Source organism: Methylocystis sp. SB2 (assembly GCF_049817085.1).
Classification (GTDB): Bacteria; Pseudomonadota; Alphaproteobacteria; order Rhizobiales; family Beijerinckiaceae; genus Methylocystis; species Methylocystis rosea.
Genome location: NZ_CP187401.1, coordinates 2,013,174 through 2,037,955 on the forward strand (window position 1 = coordinate 2,013,174; position 24,782 = coordinate 2,037,955).

Consider the following 24,782-nt stretch of genomic DNA (forward strand, 5'->3'; position numbering starts at 1 on the left):
GAGCGTAGCGCGCCAGGCGGCGCCGCGCGCGGGACGAATCGTCACGGCGGCGCGTCGACGGGCAGAGTGATGATTTGGCCCTGCCGCAACTTTTTACGATTGAGCGCCGGATTGGCGGCGGCGATGTCGCGCCAGCGCTTTTCGTCGCCATAGAGTCGCGTGGCGATCGCGCGCAGCGTGTCGCCGCGTCGCACCGTATAGGTCTTCGGCACGGCGGCCGGCGCTGGCGGGCTTTGCGTCGTTTGAGGCGCGCCCTGAACCGCCGAGTCGACAGGAGCGGATGGCTGAGATGGCGCGGCCGGCGTTGCATCGACGACGACGAACTCCCCGCGCAACATGCCCATCCAGCAGCTCCACGGAATGACGCCTGTTTTTTCCGGCGTGAATTCGATCGTCTGCCGTCCCGGCTTGACGTCGAATTCGAGTTTTAAGGATGGAACCAGGATACGATTATTGCAGGTCGTCACTTGCGTCGCATTGATCACCCATTTCACCGGCACGCCGCGCAGCAGCGTGAAGCGGGTAGGCGTATAGCCGAGGCCATTGGCCTCCATCTCGATGGTTTGGGTCTTCGGCGCGGCAGAATCCTGCAGTGGTTCGGCGAACTCAACGGGCGCCGAGCTTCGCCAGTCCGTCATCAGCGACGCGAGATCGGCGCCCGAGCCTGTCAGGATCAATCCGCGATTGATCATCACCGCGCCGAGCGCGACGACGATCACGCCCGACGCGGTCAGCAGACGATGCGTCACGGCGCCCGAGAGCACTGTCGTCAGCGCGCCGAAGGCAAGCATCACCGGTAAAGTTCCAAGACCGAAAACGAAGAGCGTCTTTGCGCCTTCCACAGGGCTGCCCGTGCCGGCCGCCATCACATACATCGCCTGCAACGGTCCACAGGCGATCATCAGCCCATTGAGAAGACCGATCACGAACGGCCGATGTCGGGCGCCGCCCGCTTCGCGGTTCACCCAGTTCTGCAGCGGGCCAGGCAGTCCGAGCCGAAAGCGGCGCAGCGGCGCAAAGAGCCCAAGCATATTGAGCCCGAAGATGATGAGGAACGCGCCCGCCGCGACTCCCGCGACGCCGCGCAGCATGGGCGTAAAGGCGATGAAGGCGCCGAGCCAGCCGAACGCCGCGCCAATCGCCGTGTAGGACAGCGTCTTTCCGGCGCCATAGGAGAAGTGCGAGACGAAGGACGAGCGTCCCGCCCGCGCATCGGCTGCGGCGTAACTCACGACAAAAGCGCCGCACATGCCCACGCAGTGGAAGCCTGTCAGGAGCCCCAAGAGAAAGAGGAGGCCGAGACTCATATGCTGAGCGATGTCCGGCTCGCCCTCGGCGCTGATCCAGCGCGTATCGAACAGAATCAATCCGGCGAGTCCCGCAAGCGCGGCGACGATGATCGCGAGTCGGATGAAAGGCGAACGCCGGCGCTGCGCCTCTTCCGTCAGAACGACGCGATAGCCATTCTGCTCGACGCTGTTGCGAATCGCGCTGAAATTGGTCTTGTCGGCGTCATAGTCGACGACGACCGTTTCGTTCGGATAGCTGGCGGAGACGCTGTGTACGCCGGCGAGCTTTTTGACCGCCGCCTCGATGACATGCTCGCAGCCGTGGCAGTGCATGCCGCGGGCATGAAACGTGATCGCCGTTTCATTCATTCAGGTTTCGCCTCGCCGCGCAGCGTCCTACCACTGCCGGCGCTCCAGCGTCGGCAGCATTGCGTCGTTCCGTCTTCGCGCCGTGGCCGTGCGCGAGACGGATTTATTTGCCGAGTTACTTGCCGAGCGTATCCATGCCCAGAAGTTTATAAGCGGGGCAGAAGTTCACGAAGGCCGTCGTCAACGGAATGAGCCCGACAAGTCCCCATAGCGACTGCGGACCAATGAAGACGAGGCTGAGCAAGAGGAGTCCGGCGACGATGCGGATGATCCGATCGGTCCTTCCGATATTGGCTACCATGACAGTCTTCCCTCTCTGCGGCGATCGTAGTCTCACGCTATCGCCTCGCGTGAGAGCGCACAGCGACTAAGTCTCGCCGCGCGCGGCTATTTCTGCCTGTCGTCGTCGTCGAGCTCGAGCCACATGGCGTTGAGAATGGCGAAGGCGCAGGCGAGCCCAAGCCCCAATATCCAGGAAAAATACCACATCTCACGCTTTCTCCCGCTCAATAGTAATAGTCATCGCCGCGACGGATCGCCGCCTCGGTCACTGCGCCGCGCAGCACGTAGTAGACCCAACTCGTGTAAGCCAGGACGATCGGCAGAAAGACGATCACCACGATAAGCATGAGCGAGAGCGTCGCTTTGCTCGACGACGCGTCCCAGACCGTCAGGCTTTGGCCCGGGTGGGTCGAGGACGGCAGCAGGAACGGGAACATGCTGAAGCCCGCCATGGTTGCGACGCCCGCGACCGAAAGGCTGCTGGCGAGAAACGCGATCCTGCCCGCAGAGAAGACGAAGGCCAACGCCGCCACGAGCGCGCCCGTGTAGGCCAGCGCGGGCGCAGCGATCATCCAGGGGTAGGCGCGGTAATTGTCGAGCCAGGCGCCGGCTTCTCGCGTCACCGACTTCGCCAGCGGATTCGAAGGCCCTGCATGTTCGATAACGCCCTCGATGCGAAAACCTTCGACGCCCAGCATGGTCCACAGTCCCGCGGCGGAAATGAGCAGAACAAGCAGGATCGCCGCGAGCGCGCCATATCGGCGGGCGCGGACGGAAACCTCACCCTCGCTTTTCACGCTCAGCCAAGCGCCGCCCTGCATCGTGAGCATCGCCACGCTCACGAGGCCGCAGAGCAAGGCGAAGGGATTAAGCAGGCCGAGGAGGCCGCCCTCATAGGTCGCGCGCAGCGCCTGATCGAAATGAAAGGGAACGCCCTGCAGAAGATTGCCGAAGGCGACGCCGAAGATCAGCGCGGGGACAAAACCAGAGACGAAGAACAGCCAGTCCCAGGTCTCACGCCAGCCGCTCTCAAATCTTTTGTCGCGGAAGGTGATCGCCACCGGCCGCAGAATGAGACCGATCAGCACCAGCAACATCGCAAGATAGAAGCCGGAGAAGGACACCGCATAAAGCGGCGGCCAAGCCGCGAAGGCGGCGCCGCCCCCGAGAATGAACCAGACCTGATTGCCCTCCCAGACAGGACCGATCGTGTTCAGGCTCACGCGCCGCTGAGCATCGTTCCGCGCGACGAAGGGATGCAGCATGGCGACGCCAAGGTCGAAGCCGTCCATGACGGCGAAGCCCACAAGCAAGACGCCGAGAATCGCCCACCAGATGAAGCGAAGCGTCATATAGTCGAACATCGCTTTCGCCTTTCCTATCGGGTTTGCGCCGGAGCCGGCGCGGGAAGCACGGGCGCGCCGGAGCTTTGAGGCTGGGCCTCCTCCCGCGGTCCAATGCGGACATATTTGACGATCAGCGCGACGTCGATGATAGCGAGCGCGCTGTAGAACAGCACGAAGGCCGCGAGGCTCGCCGCGACATTCGACGCGGGGATGTTGGAGACCCCGAGGAACGTCGGCATCGTGCCGTCGATGATCCACGGCTGCCGGCCATATTCGGCGACGATCCAGCCGAGTTCGGCGGCGACCCAGGGCAGCGGCAAGCTATACATGGTCATGCGCAGGAACCAGGGTTTCCCGAAGCGTCGTCGGCTCGAGAGGTAAAAGGCTACGGCGAAGAGCGCGATGAAATAGAAGCCAAGCGCCACCATGATTCGGAACGACCAGAACAGCACCGGCACGTCGGGGATCGTCGACATCGCCGCTTCATGGATCTGCGCGTCGGTCGCATTCTCGATGTCGGGCCTGATGCGCTTGACGAGCAGCGAATGGCCGACGTCCCGCATCGACGCATCGAGTTCAGGCGGAACGACGGCGTTCGGATGGCCGCCTTCTTTCGCGAGCCACTGATACCCCGCCATGCCGTTGCGGATGCGCGTTTCCGAGCGCTCTACCAACGCTTTCACGCCTTCAACCGGCTTATCGAGCGAGCGCGTTGCGATCAGACCCAGGAGATAGGGTATCCTGATCTCGTCTTTCGTCGTTTCGCTCTTGAGATCTGGAAAACCGAAGACCGTGAAGGACGCCGGCGGCGGCTCCGTCTCCCACATCGCCTCGATCGCGGCGATCTTCATCTTCTGGTTCTCGCCCGCCGTATAGCCGCTCTCATCGCCGAGCACGACGACCGAAAGCGCGGAAGCGAGGCCGAAGCTCGCCGCCACCGTCAGCGAGCGGCGAGCGATATCGACATGACGACGATTCAAAATGAAATAGGCGGCGATCGACATGACAAACATCGCGCCCGTCACATAGCCGGCGCTGACCGTGTGCACGAATTTCGATTGCGCCACGGGATTGAACAACACCTCGGAGAAGGACGTGAGCTCCATGCGCATCGTCTGCGGATTGAACGCCGCGCCGACCGGATTCTGCATCCAGGCGTTGGCGACAAGGATCCACAGCGCCGAAAAATTGGCGCCGAGCGCGACAAGCCAGGTGACGACGAGATGCTGAACCTTGCTTAGACGCTTCCAGCCGAAGAAGAACAGGCCGACGAAGGTCGCTTCGAGGAAGAAGGCCATTAGGCCTTCGATGGCGAGCGGCGCGCCAAAAATGTCGCCGACGTAATGCGAGTAATAGGCCCAGTTGGTGCCAAACTGGAATTCCATGGTTATGCCGGTGGCGACGCCCATGGCGAAGTTGATGCCAAACAGCGTGCCCCAGAATTGCGTCGCGTCGCGCCAGACGACACGCCCTGTCATCACATAGACGCTTTCCATGATCGCGAGCAGCAGCGCGAGGCCCAGCGTCAGCGGCACAAAAAGGAAGTGATACATCGCCGTCAGCGCAAATTGCAGGCGCGAGAGCGTGACGACGTCGAATTCGAACATTTTGAGCTCCTGATCGATGTCAGCGCGGCGCGGTGGCGGACAGCGCTTCCGCCATCTGCGCCGGCGTCACCTTGATGCGATGCGCAGGGCCGAAGAACGCGACGTAAAGCGCGATGAGCGCCAGCAGCTTGAAACCAAGCGCGATGGCGATCTCGCGTCCTAACGACCTTGTGCGCATCGACTCATCCCTTAGCGTTGCCTAGCGTTGCACGGCTGCGGCGCCGCCTTATGACAGTGCGCGGCGCAGCCGTTCGATGCCGAGCAGTTTCATGATGTACCGCTCATAGACAGGCTCGCTCTGTCCCTTGCGGACCTTGCGCAGGAAGTATTTTTCATAGGCGATCTTCGCAAGATGCACCCACCGCCCCTCGCTTGACCAATTGACGTTGCGCGGCGGAATCTGCGGCTTGGCGACGAAGGCGACGCCCTTATCGCCGAAATCTGCTAAGCAAACAGCATTCCACGTGCCTTCTTCCTTTGCCTCGCGCCCAGCGATGAGTGCGGCGATATTATGCGCCGTCGCCGTCACCATCGACTCGATCATATAGCCGGTCTTCGGCGTGCCCGTCGGCACCGGCGTCGCCTCGACGGGCGGGATCGCAACGCAGACGCCGACGCCAAAGACATTTCGATATTTCGGATTGCGCTGATTCTTGTCGATGATGACGAAGCCGCGCGGATTGACCAGTCCCTCGACGCCCATCAGCGCGTCGACGCCTTTGAAGGCCGGCATCACCATCGCGAATTTGAACGGCACTTCGTGCTCTTTCTTGACCTGCCCCTGATCGTCAAGCTCGGCGCATTTGAGAAGGCCGGGTTCGATGGCGGTCGTCTTAGCGTTGACGATCCATTTGATGTCGCGATCGCGGAACGCCGATTCGAGCATCCCTTTCGTATCGCCGACGCCGCCCAAACCCAGATGGCCGACATAGGGCTCGGACGTGATGTACGTCATCGGCACCTTGTCGCGGATGCCGCGCCGACGCAGATCGGTGGAAAGGATCATGGCGTATTCATACGCCGGACCGAAACAGGAGACGCCGGGCGCGGCGCCGACGATGATCGGACCGGGATTCTTGCAGAAGTCCTCATAGGCCTTGGACGCCGTCTCGGCATGCTGCAATGTGCAGACCGAATGCGTATGTCCGCCATGCGGCCCAAGTCCCGGCACTTCCTCGAAAGCGAGCTTGGGACCCGTCGCGATAACGAGATAGTCGTAGGCGACGCTCTCGCCATTCTGCAATTCGAGACGGTTTTCGTCAGGCAGAACGCGCTTTGCGCCCACCGGAATGAAATTGATCTTCTTCTTCTTGAAGACGGGCGCGAGCGGCACCTTGAGTTCTTCCGGCTTGCGCCATTGCACGGCGAGCCACGGGTTGGATGGCGTGAACTGAAAATTCTCGAGTTCCGAAACGACCGTCACCTGATGTTGCTTTGCAAGTCCCTCGCGGACTTCCAGCGCCGCGGCGACGCCGCCGATCCCCGCGCCCATGACGACGATATGAGCCATTTCAGTCTCCCCTTTGCGCTTTGCGCGCATTAAGTTTCGCGCTGACGATTGCGCACATCGGAGACGACATGCGCGCTTGTCGCGCGCATGTCCGCGACTTAGTCACGCTGCGCGTCGCAAAGCGATCGCAATGCCGCCAGATTGACGATCTCGGCGCCGCCGCGCGACAATTTCACCCAGCCCGAACGCTCGAATGCTTTCAGCGTACGGCCGACGACTTCACGCGCCGTGCCGAGGTCAGCGGCGAGCGCCTGCTGCGTCGCCGCGATCTTGTCGCCGGCGCCGCGCAGCGCGAGAAGACGTTCGGCCAAGCGAACATTGATGCGCGTGCAGACGATTTCCTCGATGCGCGACATCAGCGAGGCAAGTCGCTTGCCGTAGCCGTCGAACACCAGCGCACGGAAACTTTCCGACGCGTTCATCAACGCGTTGAACCGATCGGCGGGCACGACATAGGCGGTGACGTCGGTTTCGGCGACGCCCTCGGCCGCATAGGCGTCATCCGAGAGCAGCGAGGCAGTGGTGAGAACGCAGGTTTCGTTCGCGCCGACCCGGTAAAGCACGATTTCCCGCCCCGATTCGGTCACCCGCTGCACCCGCACCGAGCCCGAAACGATCAGCGGAAATTGGGCGCATCGATCGCCGGGCCGAAACAGCACGGCTCCGCGCGGAATTTGCTTGCGCATGGCGGAGTCCCGCACAAGCGCCTTCGTCGCCGCGTCGAGGCTACGCAAGGAAGGCGTTTCGTCGATCCAATCGGACGGCATCGTCTGCCCTTCGTCGCTCACGATCCAAAGTCTTCACTTAAGCGCGCTGCGAACGATTAACGCACCCATGCTGAACATCGATGACGCCTAGAAGGCGGCGCCAGATTTGGCGCCGTACCGCTTCAGCGCCATCGCCAATGGGCAAAGGCCCGTGAAGGCCGCCTGCAGCAGATTGACGCCAACGAAAGCGGTGAGCAAGAGCCACCACGGACTGAACAACTGCGCCAAGAGCAGGCTGAGGAGGATCATGGTCCCGGCGAAGGCCATGATGATGCGATCAATGCTCATCGGGTGAGTTCCTTCGATTTGGCGCGCGCGCGCGGTTTGGCCGGCTTGCCGCACTGGTCGGCGCAGAACATTTCATAGAGCAGTCCGATGATCCGAGAGACGTTGCCATCGGCCAGTGAATAGTAAATCGTCTGCGATTCGCGGCGGGTCTTGACCAGCTTGTCCTCGCGCAGCCGCGCAAGATGCTGCGAGAGCGATGATTGGCTGAGCCCGATCGCCTCCTGCAGTTTCGTCACGGAGAGTTCGCCCCCGTGCAGCTGGCAGAGCACCATCAACCGATGGCGATTGGCGAGCGCTTTGAGAAAGCTTTCGGCCTCCGCAGCCTTCGGCGCGAGCGCGAGCAGATTTACATTCATGATATCTAAATTACGATTATCGAATATAATTGTCAAGCGCGCCAGACGCGTCTCCGAAGAGCGCTTATGTCGCATTCAAGCCGACAAGAACTCAGTATATTATATAAATCTAATTTAAAGGAATCGTCCGAGAACGGACGAATTGCGAAGGGAGAGTGAAATGGCTGAATGTCTCGCGCCGACGCGCCGCTCCTTGATGTTGCTGTTGGCCGCGGTCGCGGCTGGATCGAGCATAACGAGCGCGCAAGCGAAGTCGAGCAAATCGGCCGCCGCCTATCGCGGCGCGCCCAACGGCCGGCAAAGTTGCGCCAACTGCTCCTGGTTCAACGCCCCATCTGGCTGCGGCGTGGTGAGCGGGCCGGTCAGCGCACGTGGCTGGTGCAATCTTTGGGGCTGACGCGACCGCAGGAATTTCGGCGGCCGCGCGCCGCCTCTCCTTCCCCGAGCTTAAATTCGCTATTGCTAATTTAAGTTTTGTGCATATAACTGGCCTGCATGAGACCAATGTGCCGCTACCATTTTGCGCCGACGGCGCTCCTCGCCGCGCTGACTTATTCCTTGGGCGCTTCCTTGGGCGCGAATGCCGGAGAGGTCACGATCCGGGTCGCCCCGGTCGAGGACCTTAAAGCCGTCGTCGCGTCGGTCGAGCCGGCGCATCAATTGACGGCGCGGGCGCGTATCGGCGGCACCGTGAGCGCGCTCAAGATCAAAGAGGGCGATGACGTCGCCGGCGGCGCCGAGATCGCGTCGGTCGTCGATCAGAAACTTTTTCTGCAGATGCAGGCGCTCGATCAGCGCATCCGCTCTCAGCAGGCGCAGCGCGAGAAGGCGCAGGGCGATTTCGATCGCGCGCAGGAACTGTTTCGGCGCGGCGTCTATACCAAGGCGCTGTTTGATCAGGCGAAGACGGCGCTCGACGTCGCCGACCGCAACCTCTCGGCGCTGCGCTCCGATCGCAGCGTAATCGAACAGCAGGCGGCGGAAGGCTCGGTGCGCGCGCCGGGACCAGGGCGCATCCTCACCATTCCGGTTTCCATCGGCCGCGTCGTCATGCCCGGCGAAACCATCGCGACGATGGCCGAAGACAAATATATCCTGCGTCTGCAATTGCCCGAGCGCCACGCGCGTTTCATGCGCGCCGGCGACAAGGTCGAGATCGGCGCGCGCGGCCTGCACGAAGAGGCGGGCGGCGGGCGCAAACAGGGTCGCGTGCGCATCGTCTATCCCGAAATTCAGGGCGGCCGCGTCATCGCCGACGTCGACGTTGAGGGGCTCGGCGATTATTTCGTCGGCGAACGGGCGCGGGTTTACGTCACGACGGGCAAGCGTGACACGATCATCATCCCGCGCAGCGCGGTCTATCGGCGCGCCGGCGTGGATTTCGTCCGACTCGTCTCCGGCGAAGAGGTCGTCATTCAGCTTGGCGAAGCACACGGCGATGGCGTCGAGATTCTTTCGGGCCTCCATGACGGCGACGTGGTGTCGACGCCATGAGCGCAGAGTTTCGCCCCGGCATTTCGGGAACGCTGACCCGCACCTTCATCAATTCGCCGCTGACGCCGCTGCTGCTGATCGCCTCGATTCTCGTCGGGCTGATCGCGCTGCGCTCGCTGCCGCGCGAGGAGGAGCCGCAGATCTCCGTGCCCATGGTCGACATTATGGTGTCGGCCAACGGCTATAAGGCTGAAGACGCGATCGAACTCATCACGCGCCCGCTCGAGGACATCATCAAGGGCGTCAACGGCGTCGAGCATGTCTATTCGCAGACGCGCGACGACAATGTGGTCGTCACGGCGCGCTTTTATGTCGGCACGCCGCAGGACAACGCCGTGCTGCGCATTCACGACAAGATACGCGCCAATATCGGCGAATTGCCGAAGGGCATTCCCGAGCCGCTGATCATCGGCCGCGGCATCGACGACGTGGCGATCGTCGTGCTGACGCTGTCGGCGAAGCCGGAGCGCGCCGATCGATGGACCGACAATGGCCTCTATCAAGTCGCCGAGGAATTGCAGCACGACCTCACCAAGGTCAATGACGTCGGCTTAAGTTACATCGTCGGCGGCAGCCCCAATCAGATCCGCGTCGAACCTGATCCCGAGCGCCTGTCGCAATCTGGGGTGACGCTCAATCAGCTCATCGACAAGCTGACCAACGCCAACCGCTCCTTTCTCGTCGGCGCGTTTCGCGAGGCCAATCGCGCCGTGCCGGTCGTCGCCGGCCAAACTCTGCAGGGCGTTCCCGATGTCGGTCTGCTGCTGCTCACCACGAGAGACGGACGGCCGGTCTATGTAAAAGACGTCGCCGATGTGCGCGTCGGCGCGGCCGAGCCCGACCGGCTCAGCTGGACAATGACCCGCAACGCCGCCGGCGGCCTTGATAAGCGCCCCGCCGTCAGCATCGCCATCGCCAAGCGCAAAGGCGCTAACGCCGTCATCGTCGCCGACGAGGTCATGCATCGGCTGGAGGCCGTCAAGGGCCGCATCGTTCCCGACGATATTGAGATCGCGGTGACGCGCGACTATGGCGAGACGGCCACGGAGAAGGCCAACGAGCTGCTGTTCCATCTCGCGCTCGCGACCGTCTCGATCGTCGCGCTCATCGTGGTGATGGTCGGCTGGCGCGAGGGCGTCGTCGTCTTCGTCATCATTCCGACGACCATTCTGCTCACGCTTTTCGCCTCATGGCTGATGGGCTACACGATCAATCGCGTCAGCCTTTTCGCCCTCATCTTCTCGATCGGCATTCTGGTCGACGATGCCATTGTCGTCGTCGAAAACATCGTGCGCCATTGGCAAATGCGGGGCTCCCGCAGCCTGATCGACACCGCCGTCGAGGCTGTGGCTGAAGTTGGCAATCCAACGATCGTCGCAACGCTCACCATCGTCGCCGCGCTGCTGCCGATGATGTTCGTTTCGGGTCTCATGGGGCCCTATATGAGCCCTATTCCCGCGAACGCTTCGCTCGCGATGATCTTTTCCTTTTTTGTCGCCATGACCATCACGCCCTGGCTATTGCTCAGAGTCGCCGGCAAGCGTTTCGCGCAGGAGCGCAGCGACGGCGTCGATCATGCGCATGAACGCGGCCCCATGGGCAATTTCTATGTGCGCGTCGCGACGCCCTTGCTGAAGGGCCGCAAGCGCTCGCAATGGTTTCTTGCGGCCGTCGGTCTCGCGACGCTTCTGTCCATGGCGCTCTTCGCAACGAAGACCGTGCGCGTGAAACTGCTGCCGTTCGACAACAAGTCGGAGATCGCGGTCGTCGTCGATCTGCCGCGCGGCGCTTCGCTCGAAGAAACGGATCGGGTGCTGACGGCGGCGGCCGAGCGTCTGAAAGATATCCCGGAGCTGACCTCCGTTCAGTCCTATGCGGGCGCGGCCGCGCCGTTCAACTTCAACGGTCTCGTGCGGCACTATTATATGCGCAAGGCGCCGGAGATGGGCGATCTGGCGATCAATCTGCAGCCGAAGGCCGAGCGCAGCCGCGCGAGCCATGCGATCGCGCTCGATATTCGCAAGCGGCTCGAAGGCCTGCCGGCGCCGGAACATACCGCGATCAAGGTGGTCGAAGTGCCGCCGGGTCCGCCCGTGCTGTCGACGCTGCTCGCCGAAGTCTATGGACCCGACGCGCAGTCGGGGCGCGATCTTGCGGCGAAGGTGCGCAAGGCTTTTGACGCGGTCGACTTCGTCGTCGATACGGACGACAGCTTCGGCCAGCGCGCAGAGCGCCTGCGCTTCGAGATCGATCAGGAAGCGCTCGAATATCACGGCGTCGAAGAGCGCGCCGTCTACGACACGATCGGCGCTCTGGTCGGCGGCGTGAAGATTGGCTTTTCGCAAAAGGGCGGCGGCGCCAAGCCCATCGATATTTCCGTGGCGCTGCCGCGCGGGGCGATGACGCCCAGCGAGCGCATCCTGTCGACGCCGCTGCCCGCCGGCGGCACGGCGCGTCAGGGCGCCAATGTCGAGCTCGGCGACGTCGTCAAGGCGACGCGCGAACTCGGTTCCTATCCGATTTTCCGGCACAATGGCCGCTTCGCCGAAATGGTCAGCGCCGAAGTCGCCGGACGTTTCGAAGCGCCGATCTATGGGATGCTCGCGGTCGAAGACGCGATCGACAAGATTGATTGGGGCGCCTCAGGTCCGCCGACGATCAAATATCACGGCCAGCCACTCGACGATTCCAAACCCACGCTGCTCTGGGACGGTGAGTGGGAGGTGACCTATGTCACCTTCCGCGACATGGGCGCAGCCTTCATGGTGGCGCTGCTCGGCATCTATCTTCTGGTCGTCGCGCAGTTCGGCTCGTTCAAACTGCCGCTGGTCATCCTGGCACCGGTGCCGTTGACGCTCGTCGGCATCGTCATCGGCCATATCCTGTTCAACGCCGCCTTCACTGCAACTTCCATGATCGGCTTCATCGCGCTTGCCGGAATCGTCGTGCGCAATTCGATCCTGCTCGTCGACTTCATCCGGCATTTGCGCGCCGGCGGCATGAGCTTGCGCGCGGCGCTGATCGAAGCGGGCTCCGTACGCTTCAAGCCGATCTTTCTCACCGCCGCCGCGGCGATCATCGGCGCGGCCTTTATCCTTACCGATCCAATCTTTCAGGGCCTCGCCATTTCGCTGGTCTTTGGCCTCGCCTCATCGACGGCGCTGACCTTGCTTGTCATCCCCGCGATCTATGTCGTCCTGCGCGACGACGAAGTCCCAAGGAGTGCGTCATGATCGAAGACTGGGCGGCGCTCGCCAAGAAGCTCTCCGCCGACATAAGAGAATTGCGCGTCGGCTCGCCTGAGGTGATGAAAGCCTTTTCGGCGATGGCGATATCGGCGGGCGCGCAAGGCGCGCTCGACCCCAAGACAAAGGAACTGATCGCGCTTGCGGTCAGCGTCGCGGTGCGCTGCGACGATTGCATCGCTTTCCACGCCAAAGCCGCGTCACAGCGCGGCGCGACGCGCGAGGAGGTGATGGAGACGCTCGCCATGAGCATCTACATGGGCGCCGGACCGTCGGTGATGTATGCGAGCCACGCGCTCGCGGCGTTCACCCAGTTCGACGCCGAAAAGCAGGCCTGAGACGAAAGGAAAGAACGATGGCTCTAGGCTCTCTCTTGTCGAAACTCGCGGGCGGCGGCGCGGCGCCGACGATCGAGCATGATGATTTCTGCCGCGTCGTCGCGGACAAATCCTGCGCCATCGTCGATGTGCGCGAGCCGCATGAATATGGCGCCGGGCATGTCCCGGGGGCCAAGAACATGCCGCTCTCGAGCTTCGATCCGACAAAGCTTCCGAAGGGCGACGTCGTCCTCATTTGCCAGGCGGGCGGGCGTTCGGCCAAGGCGCTGGCCCAGGCGCAGGGCGCCGGACGAAAGGATCTTCGCCATTACGCGCCGGGCACCGGCGGCTGGCGCGCCAGCGGCGGCGCGGTGGAATAGAAACCACTCAGGTAGACATCGCGATCTGTCATCCCCGACGCGCTTAGCGCGATCGGGGATCCAGAGCGAAGCTGACACGCAAGTCGATTGCTTCCCTGCGCGAAAAGCGCGTTACGCCGCCTTGCCGACCTTGGTCGCTTCCGAGACCTCGTTGATCTTGCCGGTCTTCACATCATAGATGTAGCCGTAGATCGGGATGTTTTTCGGCACCAGCGGATGCGAACGGATGCGCGCGACGTCCTGCGCGACGCTTTCCTCCTGGTTCTCGATCGTGTGCCACTTGATGAAGTGGCCGGCCGCGCAGCCGCCGCCATGTTGCGGGTTCGACCAGTTCTCGCCGTCGAAACTCGCCGTCGCCAGGCTGTCATCCAGCAAGTCGCTCATGATCTCGTCGCAGAAGAGCTCCATGCCGCAATTGGTGTGGTGAATGACAAACCACTCCTTGGTGCCGAGCAGCTTATGAGAAATGACGAGCGAGCGAATCGCGTCATCTGACGCGCGGCCGCCGGCGTTGCGGATCACATGCGCGTCGCCTTCCGACAGGCCCGCATATTTCGCGGGATCGAGACGCGCGTCCATGCAGGTCAGGATCGCGAAACCGCGCGCCGGCGGCAGCGCCAGTTCGCTCTTGCTTCCAAAATTGGCGGCGTAAGCATTGTTCGCGGTTACGACCTCGTTGACGATCTGGCTTGCCATGTGTCTCTCCCGTGTTTCCGTGTTGCTTCTAATTTTTTTGACCTTCCTCAACATTGAAGCGCTTCAGCTTCCTTTTCAAGCAGACAAGGCGGGCGATCTTCGTGACATAGTCGCTTGACGATCAACGATATATATTTCGGGAGCGTCTGTGCTGATATTGTATAACGTTCGCGCAGATGCGCAGGTCTAAGGGAGATGGTTGTAACGAATGTCCGATTCCGCAGAGTTTTTTCCTGGTTTCGCTTCGCATTGGATCGATGCGCCGGCTGGAAAGATATTCGCCCGCGTCCACGGCGAGGGCCGGCCTCTGGTTCTGTTGCATGGGTTCGGCGAGACGCATGTCGCCTGGCGTAAGATTGCGCCGGCGCTCGCCAAACGCTTTACGGTCGTGGCCATGGATCTTCGCGGCTATGGCTGGTCGGCGGTTCCGGCGAGCGAGAAGGGCGAGATCTATAACAAGCGGGAAATGGCCGCCGACGTCGTCGCCGTCATGGAGTCGCTCGGCCATGTGCGCTTCGCGCTCATCGGTCACGACAGGGGCGCGCGCGTCGGCCAACGGCTTGCGCTCGATCAGCCCGGTCGGCTCGATAAGATTGCGCTCATCAACATCGCGCCGATCAACGATGAGTTCGGCGACGCGGATTTGCAGCGAGTCGGACGCGCGCGTTTTCTCGCGGCTGACGCGCCCAAGCCCGAAGAGCTGATCCGTCTCGATCCGATCGGCTTTCTCGACGATGCGCTGATGAATGCAACCAAGGCGAAGTCGCTGGAGCCGTTCGGCGCGGAGCCGCTCGCCGCCTATCGCCAGGCCTTCAACGACCCGGCGCGCATTCACGCCTTCTGCGAGGACTTCCGCGCCGGCGCGACCATCGATCGCGAGCACCTTGCAGCGGACAAGGCGGAGGGCAAGAGACTCGTCATGCCGACGCTCATTGTCGCCGGCGAAGCGACCTTTCCCGCGAACGGCCCCTCGCTCGTCGCCGCCTGGGGCGAATGGGGCGATGATGTCGCCGAGGCGCGCGTCGACTCCGGACTTTATCCGATGGAGGAGGCGCCGGCGGAGACGCTTGCCGCCCTGGAGAAATTCCTGTGAGCCTCTATCGCGGCAAGACCGTCGCGCTCGCCCTTGGCGGCGGCGGCGCGCGCGGGCTTGCGCATATCTGCGTGCTCGAGGCGCTCGACGAATTGGGCGTGCGGCCGGTGGCCATCGCCGGCGCCTCGATCGGCGCCATCGTCGGCGCCGCTTACGCCGCGGGCTTCTCGGGCGCGGAGCTGCGCGCCCACACTCAGGCCATTCTCAAGAACCGCATCGGACTCGCGCGCCGGCTGCTTCATGCGCGGGCGCGGGGGCGAAAGCGGCTGCTGTCCCGCGTCGCGCATCCGCTGCTATTCGACGGCGAGCGCTTTCTTCACGCCTTCTGGCCCGAAGGCATGCCGGAACGATTCGAAGATCTAAGCATTCCGCTGCAGGTCGTCGCGACCGATTTTCGCCGCCGCATCGAGGCCGTCTTCGCCACGGGACCATTGCGTCCCGCAGTGGCGGGATCCATGGCTATTCCGGGCATCGTGCGCGCCGCCACGAGCGATCACGGCTATTTCGTCGATGGCGGATTGGTCAATCCCCTTCCTTATGACCATCTCTGGGGTCTTGCCGACATTGTCATCGCGGTCGACGTCTCCGGCAATTTCGGCGTCGAGACTGGCAAGGGACCGCCGTCCGCCTTCGAGACGATGATCGTCGCGAGCCAGATCATGATGAACGCGATCAGTTCGCGCATGATCGCCGAGCGGCCGCCCGACGTGCTCATCCGACCGGAAGTGCATCAATATCTCGCGCTGGACCTCTTCAAGGCATCGCGCATTTTCGCCGCCGGCGACGCCTGCCGCGACACGCTGCGCCAGGGACTGGCGCAGGCGGCGCTGCGGTTAGAGGCTCGGAGCAGGATCGTTTGAAGTGGATCGCAGATGCGATCCGCTTCAAACGTAAATCCTGCTCCATCCCTTAAATCAGAGTCTAGCGTCGCGCCTGAAAGAATCCGCGAAGAAGCAGCGCCGCCTCGCTTTCGCGAATGCCGCCATAGACTTCGGGCCGGTGGTGGCAGGTCGGCTGCGCGTAAAACCGCGGCCCGTGCTCCACGGCGCCCCCCTTCGGATCGCTTGCCGCATAATAGAGCCGCCGAATGCGCGCGAAGGAAATCGCGGCCGCGCACATGGCGCAGGGCTCGAGCGTCACATAGAGATCGCAGTCGACGAGGCGCTCTGAGCCGAGTGCGACGCAGGCTTGGCGAATGACGAGCATCTCGGCATGCGCCGTCGGATCGCGATCGCGCAGGGTGCGGTTGCCGGCGGCGGCGATGATTTCGCCATTGCGCGCAAGCGCCGCGCCGACCGGGACCTCGCCCGCCGCCGCCGCCGCGCGCGCCTGCTCGAAGGCGGCGCTGAAAAGGTCCGTGCCATTCATTTGCATCTCTTCAGCGATCGCGCTTCAAAGCGCGCTTGCCGCCTGCTATCAGAACCCATGACCGAAAAGAACCGAAATACCCGCGCCGGCTCCCCCGGCGGCGATCGGCCCTTGCGCCGGCCCGCCAAGAAGACGCCGGCTGCACATCCCGCGCGAGAAGACTCGAGGCCTGCAAAGCCACGCTTCGACAAACCTCGCCTTGAGAAACCTCGCTTCGACAAACCTCGCTTTGACAAGCCCGCCGCGCGCGACGCCGAAAGCGCGCGCGATAAGCGGCCCGGCAAGTCCCCCGCAAAGCCCTTCGCCAAGCCCCCCAGCAAGCAGCGCGTCGCCGCCCCTGCGCCCACGCCCCGCGAAGGCGCCTTCGAAGGCGATCGCATCGCCAAGGTTATGGCCCGCGCCGGAGTCTGTTCGCGCCGCGACGCGGAGCGTTGGATCACGGAAGGCCGCGTCGCCGTCAACGGCCGCGTGCAAACGAGTCCCGCCTTCAATGTGAGCGACAGCGACAAGATCACGGTCGACGGGGCGCCGATGCAGGCGCGCGAGCGCACGCGACTCTTTCTGTTCCACAAGCCCGCCGGCTATGTCACCACCGCGCGCGACGAAGAAGGCCGCGCCACGGTGTTCTCTTATCTTGAGGAACGCCATCCGGACCTGCCGCGGCTCGTCAGCGTCGGCCGGCTCGACATTAATACCGAAGGGCTGCTGCTGCTCACCAATGACGGCGGCCTCGCGCGCACGCTCGAATTGCCCGCGACGGGTTGGACGCGGCGCTATCGCGTGCGGGCGCATGGCGCGATCGATCAGACGCAGCTCGATTCATTGGGCGACGGCGTGACGATCGACGGCATCCACTATGCGCCGATCGAGGCGCGGCTCGAACGCGAGCAAGGCGCCAACGTCTGGATCGCGATGAACCTCACGGAAGGCAAGAACCGCGAGATCAAGCGTGTCATGGCGCATCTCGGGCTCGACGTGACGCGGCTCATTCGCGTCTCATACGGGCCCTTCCAGCTCGGCGATCTCGCGGAAGGCGCCGTCGAAGAAGTGCGATTGAAAATGCTGCGCGAGCAATTGGGCAAGTCGCTCGCCGAACTCGCCGGCGTCGATTTCGCCGCGCCGCTGCGCGAGAAGGAGCCGGCGGAGCAGCAGGAGATTCGTCAGCGCGCCGAGAAGCGTCCGCGCAAACATGTCTCCACGCTGCGCAAAGAGCAGGACGAGCGACGCGACGCCGGACCGCGAGCGCGCGTGACGCGCGGCGCGGTCGCCGATCGCAAGGGCCGCGCCGTCGCCGTCGAGCGGGTGACTCCGACGCGGCGACGAGACGAGACGGCGGCGCCGCCTTCGCGCAACGCCCGGCGTTTCGAGGCGATGCGCGCCGATGGCGCGCCGCACCAGCCGAAGGCGCGAACCGAACGCCCGTCACGCGACAGCAAACCGCGCGGCGAGCGTTTCCCGCGCGAGGACGGGCGCCGCCGCGACGAGCGGGCCGCGCCGGAACAGCGCCGCGCGCCGCGCTTCGATGATCAGCGCGGCGCGCGTCCGACAACGCGAGCGCCGCGCGATCGGGGCGCCGAGGGGCGCGACGAACGCCCGCGCAACACGCAGAGATTCGAGAAGCGGCCGGACGACCGTGCGAGCGGTCAGAGGAATTATCGCACGGCCAGTCGCGATGACGCGCGGTTCGACAAGCGTCCGCCGCGTCGCGACGGCGACGAGGCCCGACGCGATACGCGCGGCGCCAGCGCGACGCGCCAGGAACGGCCGCGGACATTCGACAAGCGGCCGGCGCGCAGCGGCGAGCGCGACTTTTCGGCTGGCGAGCGCGCGCCCCGCGAGCGCAAATTCGATCAGCCCCGCTCGGGCGGAGACGCGCGGCCCTCGCGCAGCGGCGGACCGTCTCGGGGGCCGCACAAAGGTCCCCGCAGCGGGCCGGGCAAAGGTCCCGCGGGCGGTCGAGGCGCGCCGCGCAAAGGACCGCCCAAGGGGCCCTTCAAGGGACCGCGCAAAGGGCCGCCGAAGGGACCACGCAAGCCGCGCGGCGCATAGACCATGCGCATCGTCGGCGGCGCCCTGCGCGGTCGGGCGCTTTCGGGACCACGTTCGCAGGCCATTCGACCAACGTCCGAACGGCTGCGCGAATCGGTTTTCGACATTCTCGCGCATCGCTTCGGCGATCCGGTATCGGGCGCGAATGTCGTCGATCTCTTCGCCGGCGCCGGCGCGCTTGGCCTTGAGGCCGTATCGCGCGGCGCGGCGCGGGCGCTTTTCGTCGACGACGGCGCGGAGGCGCGCGCGCTGCTACGCGCCAATATCGAGGCGCTGGGGCTTGGCGGCGTCACGCGCATCTTTCGCCGGGACGCCACCAAGCTTGGCGCCGCGCCGGCGGGCGAAACGTTTTCGCTCGCCTTCCTTGACCCGCCTTACGGCAAGGATCTCGCGACGCAAGCGCTTATTGCGCTTGTCGATGGCGGCTGGCTTGCGCCGGACGCCATCGTCGTCGTCGAAGAAAGCGCCAAGGCGCAAATCAACCTGCCGCCGAATTTGCTGCGCGAAGACGAACGCCGCTATGGCGACACGCAATTCGTCTTCGCGCGCTATTCTCATTAGGGTCGGCGGCTACCGCGTAGCGCGCCCTATTCGAAAGCGACTTGGACTTTCGTCACCGCGCGATCGAAAAGGCCGGTCGGCAGATAGCACAACGGATTTGTGGCGAGCGGCGCTTCCCTGCAGTGCTCGTGATCGCTTGTCCAGGCATAGCCTGACCGCGCCATGCACCCCAAAATATATTTGCGGATCAGGTGATCTGGATCCAAGCGGCGATTTTCAGGATACGCGGACTCGCCGTCCAATTCGCAGGCCGACGTTTTAATCTGCTGCGCTTTGAAGAAGGATGAGCTGGAGCCGATCAATCCGGCTTCCGCGCCAACGACCATGATCAATCCGCCGACGAAGGCGAGGACCGCCGTCACCTTGCTGACCCTGAACTGTCGGTCGAGCAATGAGAGCACGCCGCCTGCCGCCAAAGCGACGCCGACGAAGATTAACACGAGAATCATGACGCGTTCTCCGATGTCAGAGTATTTGTCGGCGCCGTCGGATGAGAGACGGACATGCGTAGCGAAGGCCGCAGGCGGCGCCGGCGTATAGCCCCGATCCTTGCGCCTTCGTTCGACGCGTCTTGGCGTCAAACGAACGCAACGGGGCTCGATGTGTTTGAGTGTGCGCGCCTAACGCGCCGCGGTCTGCGACTTAGTCACGAGCTGGAGGCTTGTCTTTAAACCGCAAAAAACGCTTTCAAAGTTTCTTCTTCAATTCATAAAGCGCGGCGAGCGCCTCACGCGGCGTCATCTGGTCCGGATCAATCTCATGTAGCGCGTCGCGCAACGAATCCTTCGGCGCCGCCGCCTCAGCGAGGCGTGCAAAGAGCGGTAGATCGTCGATCAAGGTCTCGACCGGCGCGCGTCGGTCGGCCGCTTCCAACTCCGCGAGGATCGCATGCGCACGCGCGACGACGCTCACCGGCAGGCCCGCGAGCTGAGCGACATGCACGCCATAGGAGCGGTCGGCCGCGCCTTTGATCACCTCATGCAGAAACACCACATCGCCGGCATGGTCGGTCACCTTCATCGTCAGATTGACGAGGCGCGGCAACCGCTTTGCAAGCTGCGTCAATTCGTGGAAATGCGTGGCGAAGATCGCGCGCGAGCGATTCACTTCGTGCAGATGTTCGATCGTCGCCCAGGCGATCGAAAGTCCGTCGAATGTCGCCGTGCCACGACCGATTTCATCGAGAATGACGAGCGAGCGCGGGCTCGCGCCGTTCAAGATCGCCGCGGTTTCGACCATCTCGACCATGAAGGTCGAGCGACCGCGGGCGAGATCGTCGGAGGCGCCGACACGCGAGAACAGCCTGTCGATGACGCCGATGCGGGCGGACTGCGCAGGAACGTAGGAGCCCGTCTGCGCCAGGAGCGCGATGAGCGCGTGCTGACGCAGATAGGTCGACTTGCCGGCCATATTCGGCCCGGTGACGACGGCGATTCGGCCGCCCTCCGTGCCGCAAAGATCACAGTCATTCGCGGCGAAAGCCTTGCCTTGCGCCTGCAGCGAAGCTTCGACGACGGGATGTCGGCCTCCGACAATTTCAAAATGCAGTGAGGCGTCGATCAGCGGGCGCGTCCAGCCGCGCTTTTCTGCGACTTCGGCGAGCGCGCCGTAGAGATCGAGCCGCGCGAAGGCTTCGGCGAGACGCCGCAAGTCCTCGGCGCGCGCGCAAACGCCCGCGACCAGCGCGTCGAAGATCGCCAATTCCCGCGCCAGAGCGCGATCGGCCGCCGAAGCGATCTTCGCTTCGAGTTCGACGAGTTCGCGCGTCGAGAAACGCATCGCGTCGGCCATGGTCTGGCGATGCGTGAAGGTCGCGTCGAACGGCGGCCGCAGCAGCCTCTCACCGTTCGCCAGCGACACTTCGAGAAAAAAGCCGAGAAAATTATTGTGCTTGATCTTCAGCTTCGTCTCGGTGAGCTCGGCGTAACGTCCCTGCAGCTCGGCGATCACCTTGCGGCTTGCGTCGCGTAAGCGTCTCGCTTCGTCCAACTCGGAGTCGCGCCCCTCGCGAATGAAATCGCCGTTACGCCTGTCGAGCGGCAGGCTGTCTTTCAAGGCTGCGGCGATTTCGCCGGCCAGCGCGATGTCCGCTTGAGAAAGCGTTTGGGCCTCCGTAGCGATCTCCATTGGGGGATCGAGCTGCGCGAAAAGACCCGCGATGTCCCGCGCAGCGTCCAGCGCGACGCCGACGCTTGCAAGATCGCGCGGGCCGCCGCGCTCCAACGAAAGACGCGACAAGGCGCGAGAAAGATCCGGCGCGCGCGCGAGCTTGGCGCGAAGCGCGCCGCGCAGATCCGACTTTTCGAAAAAGAAGGCGACAGCGTCGAGACGCGCTGCGATCAGTCGCGCGTCGGTCAAGGGCGCCGCGATCCGTTCGGCCAAGAGCCTCGCGCCGCCGGGCGTGACGGTGAGATCGACGACCGAAAGCAGCGAGCCCTCGCGCGCGCCGGACAGCGTGCGCGTCAGTTCGAGATTGGCGCGCGTCGCCGCGTCGATTTCAAGCGCCGTCAGCGCGCGCAGACTTGTCGGACGCGACAGCGCCGGGCGCTGCCCCTTTTGCGTGCGCTCGACATAGAGAATCGCGGTCGCAGCTGCGGCGAGCTCACAGTCGCTGAAGTCGCCAAAACCTTCGAGCGTCGCCACAGTGTAGAACGCCATGAGGCGTCTTGCCGCGTCAGCGCCGTCGCCGATGTCGCGGCCGATCGGCGCGATGGGCGCGCCGGCGCCTTCGAAGATCGCCGCAAGCGATGGGTCTCTGCACAGCGCGTCGACGGCGATGATTTCGCGCGGCTCCAGGCGCGCGATCTCGGCGCCGAGCGCATTCTCTTCGCGCTCACAGACCGTAAAGGCGCCCGTCGAAATATCGACGCTCGCCAGACCGTACCGCCAGCGGCCGTCCTCCCCGCGCACGCGGGCGACGGCTAAAAAGGCGTTGTGTCTCGTGGGATCGAGCAGCGCGTCTTCGGTGATCGTGCCGGGCGTGACCAGCCGCACGACGTCGCGCCGCACCACCGATTTCGCCCCGCGTTTTTTGGCTTCGGCCGGGTCTTCGGTCTGCTCGCAGACGGCGACGCGATGTCCGAGCGCAATGAGTTTTTGCAGATAGTCGTTGGCGCGCTCGACCGGCACGCCGCACATTGGAATGTCTTCGCCAAGATGCTTGCCGCGCTTCGTCAGCATGATGCCGAGCGCGCGCGACGCCGTCTGCGCGTCTTCAAAGAACAGTTCGTAGAAATCGCCCATGCGATAGAAGAGCAGGCAATCGGCGTTCGCCGCCTTGATCTCGATATACTGCGCGATCATCGGTGTCGCGCGCGTCTGCGCCTGGTCATTGAGATTTTGAGCAGGAACGGGCGCTGTGTGTTTCATGCCGCCAGTGTAACGGCGTCGCGGCGCAAGCGCCACGCGCGGAATGCGCTTGCATGTGGACGACGCGTCCGCCCGGGCCTAGATTCGCCTGTTGCTTGCCGGATTGGGATTGGAGACTTCGATGATTGCCGCCATCTATCGTCCTATTGCACTTGCCGCAGCTGGCGCTTGGCTGTGTTCGGCCGCTTTCGCCGCGGATCGCGTTGCGCCGGAATCGTCAACCCCCTGGCAAGTCGACAAGCATCCCTTTACGGCGAAAAGGGCGAATGAAGCGTTCAGCGGCTTTGCCTGCGGAACGAGCGGCATGTGTGTGCTGGCCGTCGATGAAGGCCGACAGGGCGCCTTCATGCGCATCAAGGGCGAGCGGCTCGTTTATGTCGGCGAGCCCTTCGAATTCACCGGCGTGGAGAAGGAGCTCGACGCCGAAGCAGCCGCCGTCGACGGCGGCTATTTTTACGTGGCCGGATCTCACGCCGCAAAGCGCGAAACATGCTGCGACAATTCTGACAGCCGACGAGTCTACCGGCTGACGGCCGACGAGAACGGCCATATCGGAACGTTGGCGCACAGCGAGCGCCTGTGGGACGCGATGCGCGGCCTTCCCGAACTTGCGTCCTATGCCGTTCCCGGCGACTGCCGCTGCGACAGGGCCCCGGGCCGCAACCGCGTCGACATCGAGGGCATGGCGGCAGCGAATGGGCGGCTGCTTTTTGCCTTGCGTGCGCCGAATGTGGAAGGAAACGGTTACATCGTCAGCGTCGACGCAAGGGCTCTTTTCGAGGGAGGCGATCTTCAACCCTCTCTCGCAACGGTTCGGCTGGGCGCCAACAAGGGCTTTCGAGATCTCGCAATCGCGGACGGCGAGGCGCTCGCTCTTGTTGGACCCAGCGACGCTGAATCGCCAGCGGACTATTCGATCATCGAGTTGCGCGGATTGACGACCGGCCTAGCTGTGCAACCAAGAGAACTCGCAGCGATCGATCTTCAAAACGCGCCGCTAGGGAAGAAAGGCAGCCTCATCAAGCCCGAGGCCATCGCAGTGCTTGAGCTGAACCCCAGACGCTATCGCTTGCTCGTGCTCTCGGACGGCGGACAAGACGGCGCGCCTCTGGTCTTCAACATTCCCCGCAAGCCATAAAAAGAAGCCCCGGAAGAACGCTCTTCCGGGGCTTTCTCTCATCGCATCGGATGTTAGCGCCACAGCGCCAGCAGGATGATGATCGGTATTGGAATCCCGAGCATCCACAGCAAGACAGACCGGAACATTTCATACCTCCATTTAGAAGCGAGAGAACGCCGCGACGCCGACGTTTTCATCGCGATGGCGCCCGCCGAGCGTCGCGCCGTACCACGCCGCCACCGCGCCGAGCAGCATTGTCGCTGCGGAAAGGAAGGCGAGCAGGATGCCGGTCTTGCGCGCCGTCTCGGCCGTCTCCTTCGCCTTCGCCTGATCTTCGCGCAGGCGTTCGGCGCTCAGATCCACGCGCCGTTCGGCTTCCTGCGGGGCGAGGCCGGAGCGCGAAGCGAGAACATTGACGAGATAGGCGCGATCTTCTCCGGAGATTTCGCCTGTCGCCAAGCCGCGCTCGACGATGCGCTTCACGATCGCGCGCGGATATTCGGCCGGCATCGTCACGCCCCTTGCGTTCACGTCGCCATCGCCGCGCAACAGAAAGTCGACCCGCTCCTCGACCGGAGTCACCGTGGGCGCAAGCGTCGACGTCTCGCTTCTCGCGCCCTCTGAAGACGCCGCTGCGGCAACGCCCGTCTTTGCGAGCTGGAAGATAGAAGCGCCGGCGATGAGCGCAAACACCACGATCGCGGCTGCCCAGAGCACGAGGCCATGGACCCCGTCGCGAACTTCCACCTCTTCTTGCGAAACGTCTCCGGCGCGCCGGCGCAGCCGTCCCGTGACGTAGCCGCCGACCGCAAAGCTCGAAACGGTGATCCAGAGCACCCAGAGCGTCAACGCGATCAGATGCACAACCAAGGACGCGCCGCCATATGGCGACGTCATCGACAGGCCGATCGCCGAACCGAAGGCCCCCATGATGAAGGAAATTGCGCCGGCGATCGTTGCGCCGGCGATGATGGCGGCCCAATCGGTGTTGGTCGACCGGCCGGACATGTCTTCGGCGGCCGCCACCGCAGCGGCTTCGCCGCGTGACGGCCTGACGTCGAGCCCCGTTTGCACGTAGTCAGTCATCTGCCGTCTCCTCAGCGCAGGCCAAGAAATGATAAAATCGCCAGAACAACGACGATGAGTCCGACGAGATAAATGATGCCACTCATTGAAACCTCCGCTTCCGCTGTGCTGTCCGGGATCGTGACCTAAGCCGCAGCGTGGACAGCCGCGCATGCCCTAAAACTCTGACGCTTCGTCATTGTTCCGTGAC

The 24,782-nt window shown here is 63.7% G+C and carries 25 protein-coding genes; 10 read left to right on the forward strand and 15 right to left on the reverse strand.

Annotation, left to right across the window (positions count from 1 at the left end):
* Window positions 1–41: 41 nt before the first annotated feature.
* From ACPS74_RS09860 to ACPS74_RS09905, 10 genes are all read right to left on the reverse strand, one after another.
* A complete protein-coding gene (locus ACPS74_RS09860) occupies window positions 42–1,658 on the reverse strand; it encodes a sulfite exporter TauE/SafE family protein (protein ID WP_029649472.1) in 1,617 nt (538 codons plus the stop codon).
* Window positions 1,659–1,773: 115 nt separating this feature from the next.
* Window positions 1,774–1,959: a YgaP family membrane protein gene (locus ACPS74_RS09865; protein WP_018406346.1), complete on the reverse strand. Its 186-nt coding sequence runs from the start codon at window positions 1,957–1,959 to the stop codon at window positions 1,774–1,776.
* An 86-nt stretch (window positions 1,960–2,045) separates the two neighbouring features.
* On the reverse strand, window positions 2,046–2,147 hold the full coding sequence (gene cydX, locus ACPS74_RS09870) for a cytochrome bd-I oxidase subunit CydX (protein ID WP_018406347.1): 102 nt from the start codon (window positions 2,145–2,147) through the stop codon (window positions 2,046–2,048).
* Between the two features lie 17 nt (window positions 2,148–2,164).
* Complete coding sequence (gene cydB, locus ACPS74_RS09875; RefSeq protein WP_029649474.1) at window positions 2,165–3,304, reverse strand: cytochrome d ubiquinol oxidase subunit II; 1,140 nt, start codon at window positions 3,302–3,304, stop codon at window positions 2,165–2,167.
* A 14-nt stretch (window positions 3,305–3,318) separates the two neighbouring features.
* Window positions 3,319–4,893, reverse strand: a complete 1,575-nt coding sequence (locus tag ACPS74_RS09880; protein WP_029649477.1) for a cytochrome ubiquinol oxidase subunit I — start codon at window positions 4,891–4,893, stop codon at window positions 3,319–3,321.
* Between the two features lie 19 nt (window positions 4,894–4,912).
* A complete protein-coding gene (gene cydP, locus ACPS74_RS09885; RefSeq protein WP_029649478.1) occupies window positions 4,913–5,071 on the reverse strand; it encodes a cytochrome oxidase putative small subunit CydP in 159 nt (52 codons plus the stop codon).
* Between the two features lie 48 nt (window positions 5,072–5,119).
* Window positions 5,120–6,403: an NAD(P)/FAD-dependent oxidoreductase gene (locus ACPS74_RS09890; protein WP_029649481.1), complete on the reverse strand. Its 1,284-nt coding sequence runs from the start codon at window positions 6,401–6,403 to the stop codon at window positions 5,120–5,122.
* Between the two features lie 98 nt (window positions 6,404–6,501).
* On the reverse strand, window positions 6,502–7,191 hold the full coding sequence (locus tag ACPS74_RS09895) for a Crp/Fnr family transcriptional regulator (protein ID WP_029649483.1): 690 nt from the start codon (window positions 7,189–7,191) through the stop codon (window positions 6,502–6,504).
* A gap of 66 nt (window positions 7,192–7,257) precedes the next feature.
* Window positions 7,258–7,458 carry a YgaP family membrane protein gene (locus ACPS74_RS09900; RefSeq protein ID WP_018406353.1) on the reverse strand — a complete coding sequence of 67 codons (201 nt, stop codon included), beginning with the start codon at window positions 7,456–7,458 and terminating at the stop codon, window positions 7,258–7,260.
* Complete coding sequence (locus ACPS74_RS09905) at window positions 7,455–7,814, reverse strand: ArsR/SmtB family transcription factor (protein ID WP_029649486.1); 360 nt, start codon at window positions 7,812–7,814, stop codon at window positions 7,455–7,457. Before ACPS74_RS09905 ends, ACPS74_RS09900 begins: the two co-directional genes overlap by 4 nt.
* Window positions 7,815–7,974: 160 nt before the next feature.
* On the opposite strand from ACPS74_RS09905, the gene ACPS74_RS09910 reads away from it, so the two are divergent.
* From ACPS74_RS09910 to ACPS74_RS09930, 5 genes are all read left to right on the forward strand, one after another.
* Window positions 7,975–8,211 carry a high-potential iron-sulfur protein gene (locus ACPS74_RS09910; RefSeq protein WP_083481330.1) on the forward strand — a complete coding sequence of 79 codons (237 nt, stop codon included), beginning with the start codon at window positions 7,975–7,977 and terminating at the stop codon, window positions 8,209–8,211.
* A 107-nt stretch (window positions 8,212–8,318) separates the two neighbouring features.
* Window positions 8,319–9,308 (forward strand): efflux RND transporter periplasmic adaptor subunit, encoded by a 990-nt coding sequence (locus ACPS74_RS09915; RefSeq protein WP_029649488.1) that lies wholly within the window; start codon window positions 8,319–8,321, stop codon window positions 9,306–9,308.
* Complete coding sequence (locus ACPS74_RS09920) at window positions 9,305–12,541, forward strand: efflux RND transporter permease subunit (RefSeq protein WP_029649490.1); 3,237 nt, start codon at window positions 9,305–9,307, stop codon at window positions 12,539–12,541. Before ACPS74_RS09915 ends, ACPS74_RS09920 begins: the two co-directional genes overlap by 4 nt.
* Window positions 12,538–12,891 carry a carboxymuconolactone decarboxylase family protein gene (locus ACPS74_RS09925; RefSeq protein WP_018406358.1) on the forward strand — a complete coding sequence of 118 codons (354 nt, stop codon included), beginning with the start codon at window positions 12,538–12,540 and terminating at the stop codon, window positions 12,889–12,891. Before ACPS74_RS09920 ends, ACPS74_RS09925 begins: the two co-directional genes overlap by 4 nt.
* A gap of 17 nt (window positions 12,892–12,908) precedes the next feature.
* Window positions 12,909–13,250, forward strand: coding sequence for a rhodanese-like domain-containing protein (locus tag ACPS74_RS09930; protein WP_029649493.1), 342 nt, complete (start codon window positions 12,909–12,911; stop codon window positions 13,248–13,250).
* A gap of 111 nt (window positions 13,251–13,361) precedes the next feature.
* Here the strand turns inward: ACPS74_RS09930 and ACPS74_RS09935 are convergent, their stop codons facing one another.
* Window positions 13,362–13,946, reverse strand: coding sequence for a carbonic anhydrase (locus ACPS74_RS09935; protein ID WP_018406360.1), 585 nt, complete (start codon window positions 13,944–13,946; stop codon window positions 13,362–13,364).
* Window positions 13,947–14,154: 208 nt separating this feature from the next.
* Here ACPS74_RS09935 and ACPS74_RS09940 point away from each other — a divergent pair, with 208 nt between their 5' ends.
* Together ACPS74_RS09940 and ACPS74_RS09945 are read left to right on the forward strand one after the other, a co-directional pair.
* Entirely contained in the window at window positions 14,155–15,039 is an 885-nt protein-coding gene (locus tag ACPS74_RS09940; protein ID WP_029649495.1) for an alpha/beta fold hydrolase, read from the forward strand.
* A complete protein-coding gene (locus ACPS74_RS09945; RefSeq protein ID WP_029649497.1) occupies window positions 15,036–15,899 on the forward strand; it encodes a patatin-like phospholipase family protein in 864 nt (287 codons plus the stop codon). The genes ACPS74_RS09940 and ACPS74_RS09945 overlap by 4 nt, the downstream gene beginning before the upstream one ends.
* 61 nt (window positions 15,900–15,960) lie before the next feature.
* Here the strand turns inward: ACPS74_RS09945 and ACPS74_RS09950 are convergent, their stop codons facing one another.
* A complete protein-coding gene (locus ACPS74_RS09950) occupies window positions 15,961–16,407 on the reverse strand; it encodes a nucleoside deaminase (protein WP_029649499.1) in 447 nt (148 codons plus the stop codon).
* 57 nt (window positions 16,408–16,464) lie between these two features.
* Between ACPS74_RS09950 and ACPS74_RS09955 the strand changes: the two genes are divergently transcribed.
* Together ACPS74_RS09955 and rsmD are read left to right on the forward strand one after the other, a co-directional pair.
* Window positions 16,465–18,456: a pseudouridine synthase gene (locus tag ACPS74_RS09955; RefSeq protein WP_239753701.1), complete on the forward strand. Its 1,992-nt coding sequence runs from the start codon at window positions 16,465–16,467 to the stop codon at window positions 18,454–18,456.
* Between the two features lie 3 nt (window positions 18,457–18,459).
* The gene (gene rsmD, locus ACPS74_RS09960; protein ID WP_029650909.1) at window positions 18,460–19,017 is read left to right on the forward strand and encodes a 16S rRNA (guanine(966)-N(2))-methyltransferase RsmD; all 558 of its coding nucleotides are present in this window, start codon (window positions 18,460–18,462) and stop codon (window positions 19,015–19,017) included.
* A gap of 26 nt (window positions 19,018–19,043) precedes the next feature.
* Here the strand turns inward: rsmD and ACPS74_RS09965 are convergent, their stop codons facing one another.
* Together ACPS74_RS09965 and mutS are read right to left on the reverse strand one after the other, a co-directional pair.
* Window positions 19,044–19,466 (reverse strand): hypothetical protein, encoded by a 423-nt coding sequence (locus tag ACPS74_RS09965; RefSeq protein WP_029650911.1) that lies wholly within the window; start codon window positions 19,464–19,466, stop codon window positions 19,044–19,046.
* Window positions 19,467–19,704: 238 nt separating this feature from the next.
* Window positions 19,705–22,386, reverse strand: coding sequence for a DNA mismatch repair protein MutS (gene mutS, locus ACPS74_RS09970; protein ID WP_029650913.1), 2,682 nt, complete (start codon window positions 22,384–22,386; stop codon window positions 19,705–19,707).
* A gap of 121 nt (window positions 22,387–22,507) precedes the next feature.
* On the opposite strand from mutS, the gene ACPS74_RS09975 reads away from it, so the two are divergent.
* Window positions 22,508–23,524, forward strand: coding sequence for a DUF3616 domain-containing protein (locus tag ACPS74_RS09975; RefSeq protein WP_157055261.1), 1,017 nt, complete (start codon window positions 22,508–22,510; stop codon window positions 23,522–23,524).
* Between the two features lie 141 nt (window positions 23,525–23,665).
* On the opposite strand, the gene ACPS74_RS09980 is transcribed toward ACPS74_RS09975, so the two are convergent.
* Window positions 23,666–24,592 carry a hypothetical protein gene (locus ACPS74_RS09980; RefSeq protein ID WP_029650917.1) on the reverse strand — a complete coding sequence of 309 codons (927 nt, stop codon included), beginning with the start codon at window positions 24,590–24,592 and terminating at the stop codon, window positions 23,666–23,668.
* Between the last annotated feature and the right edge of the window lie 190 nt (window positions 24,593–24,782).

Coding starts and splice junctions, on each gene's coding strand:
- mutS (WP_029650913.1), bottom strand. CDS start 22,386: ATGAAACACACAGCGCCCGTTCCTGCTCAAAATCTCAATGACCAGGCG.
- cydX (WP_018406347.1), bottom strand. CDS start 2,147: ATGTGGTATTTTTCCTGGATATTGGGGCTTGGGCTCGCCTGCGCCTTC.
- rsmD (WP_029650909.1), top strand. CDS start 18,460: ATGCGCATCGTCGGCGGCGCCCTGCGCGGTCGGGCGCTTTCGGGACCA.
- cydP (WP_029649478.1), bottom strand. CDS start 5,071: ATGCGCACAAGGTCGTTAGGACGCGAGATCGCCATCGCGCTTGGTTTC.
- ACPS74_RS09975 (WP_157055261.1), top strand. CDS start 22,508: ATGATTGCCGCCATCTATCGTCCTATTGCACTTGCCGCAGCTGGCGCT.
- ACPS74_RS09955 (WP_239753701.1), top strand. CDS start 16,465: ATGACCGAAAAGAACCGAAATACCCGCGCCGGCTCCCCCGGCGGCGAT.
- ACPS74_RS09860 (WP_029649472.1), bottom strand. CDS start 1,658: ATGAATGAAACGGCGATCACGTTTCATGCCCGCGGCATGCACTGCCAC.
- ACPS74_RS09920 (WP_029649490.1), top strand. CDS start 9,305: ATGAGCGCAGAGTTTCGCCCCGGCATTTCGGGAACGCTGACCCGCACC.
- cydB (WP_029649474.1), bottom strand. CDS start 3,304: ATGTTCGACTATATGACGCTTCGCTTCATCTGGTGGGCGATTCTCGGC.
- ACPS74_RS09930 (WP_029649493.1), top strand. CDS start 12,909: ATGGCTCTAGGCTCTCTCTTGTCGAAACTCGCGGGCGGCGGCGCGGCG.
- ACPS74_RS09915 (WP_029649488.1), top strand. CDS start 8,319: ATGTGCCGCTACCATTTTGCGCCGACGGCGCTCCTCGCCGCGCTGACT.
- ACPS74_RS09910 (WP_083481330.1), top strand. CDS start 7,975: ATGGCTGAATGTCTCGCGCCGACGCGCCGCTCCTTGATGTTGCTGTTG.
- ACPS74_RS09950 (WP_029649499.1), bottom strand. CDS start 16,407: ATGAATGGCACGGACCTTTTCAGCGCCGCCTTCGAGCAGGCGCGCGCG.
- ACPS74_RS09940 (WP_029649495.1), top strand. CDS start 14,155: ATGTCCGATTCCGCAGAGTTTTTTCCTGGTTTCGCTTCGCATTGGATC.
- ACPS74_RS09925 (WP_018406358.1), top strand. CDS start 12,538: ATGATCGAAGACTGGGCGGCGCTCGCCAAGAAGCTCTCCGCCGACATA.
- ACPS74_RS09880 (WP_029649477.1), bottom strand. CDS start 4,893: ATGTTCGAATTCGACGTCGTCACGCTCTCGCGCCTGCAATTTGCGCTG.
- ACPS74_RS09980 (WP_029650917.1), bottom strand. CDS start 24,592: ATGACTGACTACGTGCAAACGGGGCTCGACGTCAGGCCGTCACGCGGC.
- ACPS74_RS09905 (WP_029649486.1), bottom strand. CDS start 7,814: ATGAATGTAAATCTGCTCGCGCTCGCGCCGAAGGCTGCGGAGGCCGAA.
- ACPS74_RS09865 (WP_018406346.1), bottom strand. CDS start 1,959: ATGGTAGCCAATATCGGAAGGACCGATCGGATCATCCGCATCGTCGCC.
- ACPS74_RS09890 (WP_029649481.1), bottom strand. CDS start 6,403: ATGGCTCATATCGTCGTCATGGGCGCGGGGATCGGCGGCGTCGCCGCG.
- ACPS74_RS09935 (WP_018406360.1), bottom strand. CDS start 13,946: ATGGCAAGCCAGATCGTCAACGAGGTCGTAACCGCGAACAATGCTTAC.
- ACPS74_RS09900 (WP_018406353.1), bottom strand. CDS start 7,458: ATGAGCATTGATCGCATCATCATGGCCTTCGCCGGGACCATGATCCTC.
- ACPS74_RS09965 (WP_029650911.1), bottom strand. CDS start 19,466: ATGATTCTCGTGTTAATCTTCGTCGGCGTCGCTTTGGCGGCAGGCGGC.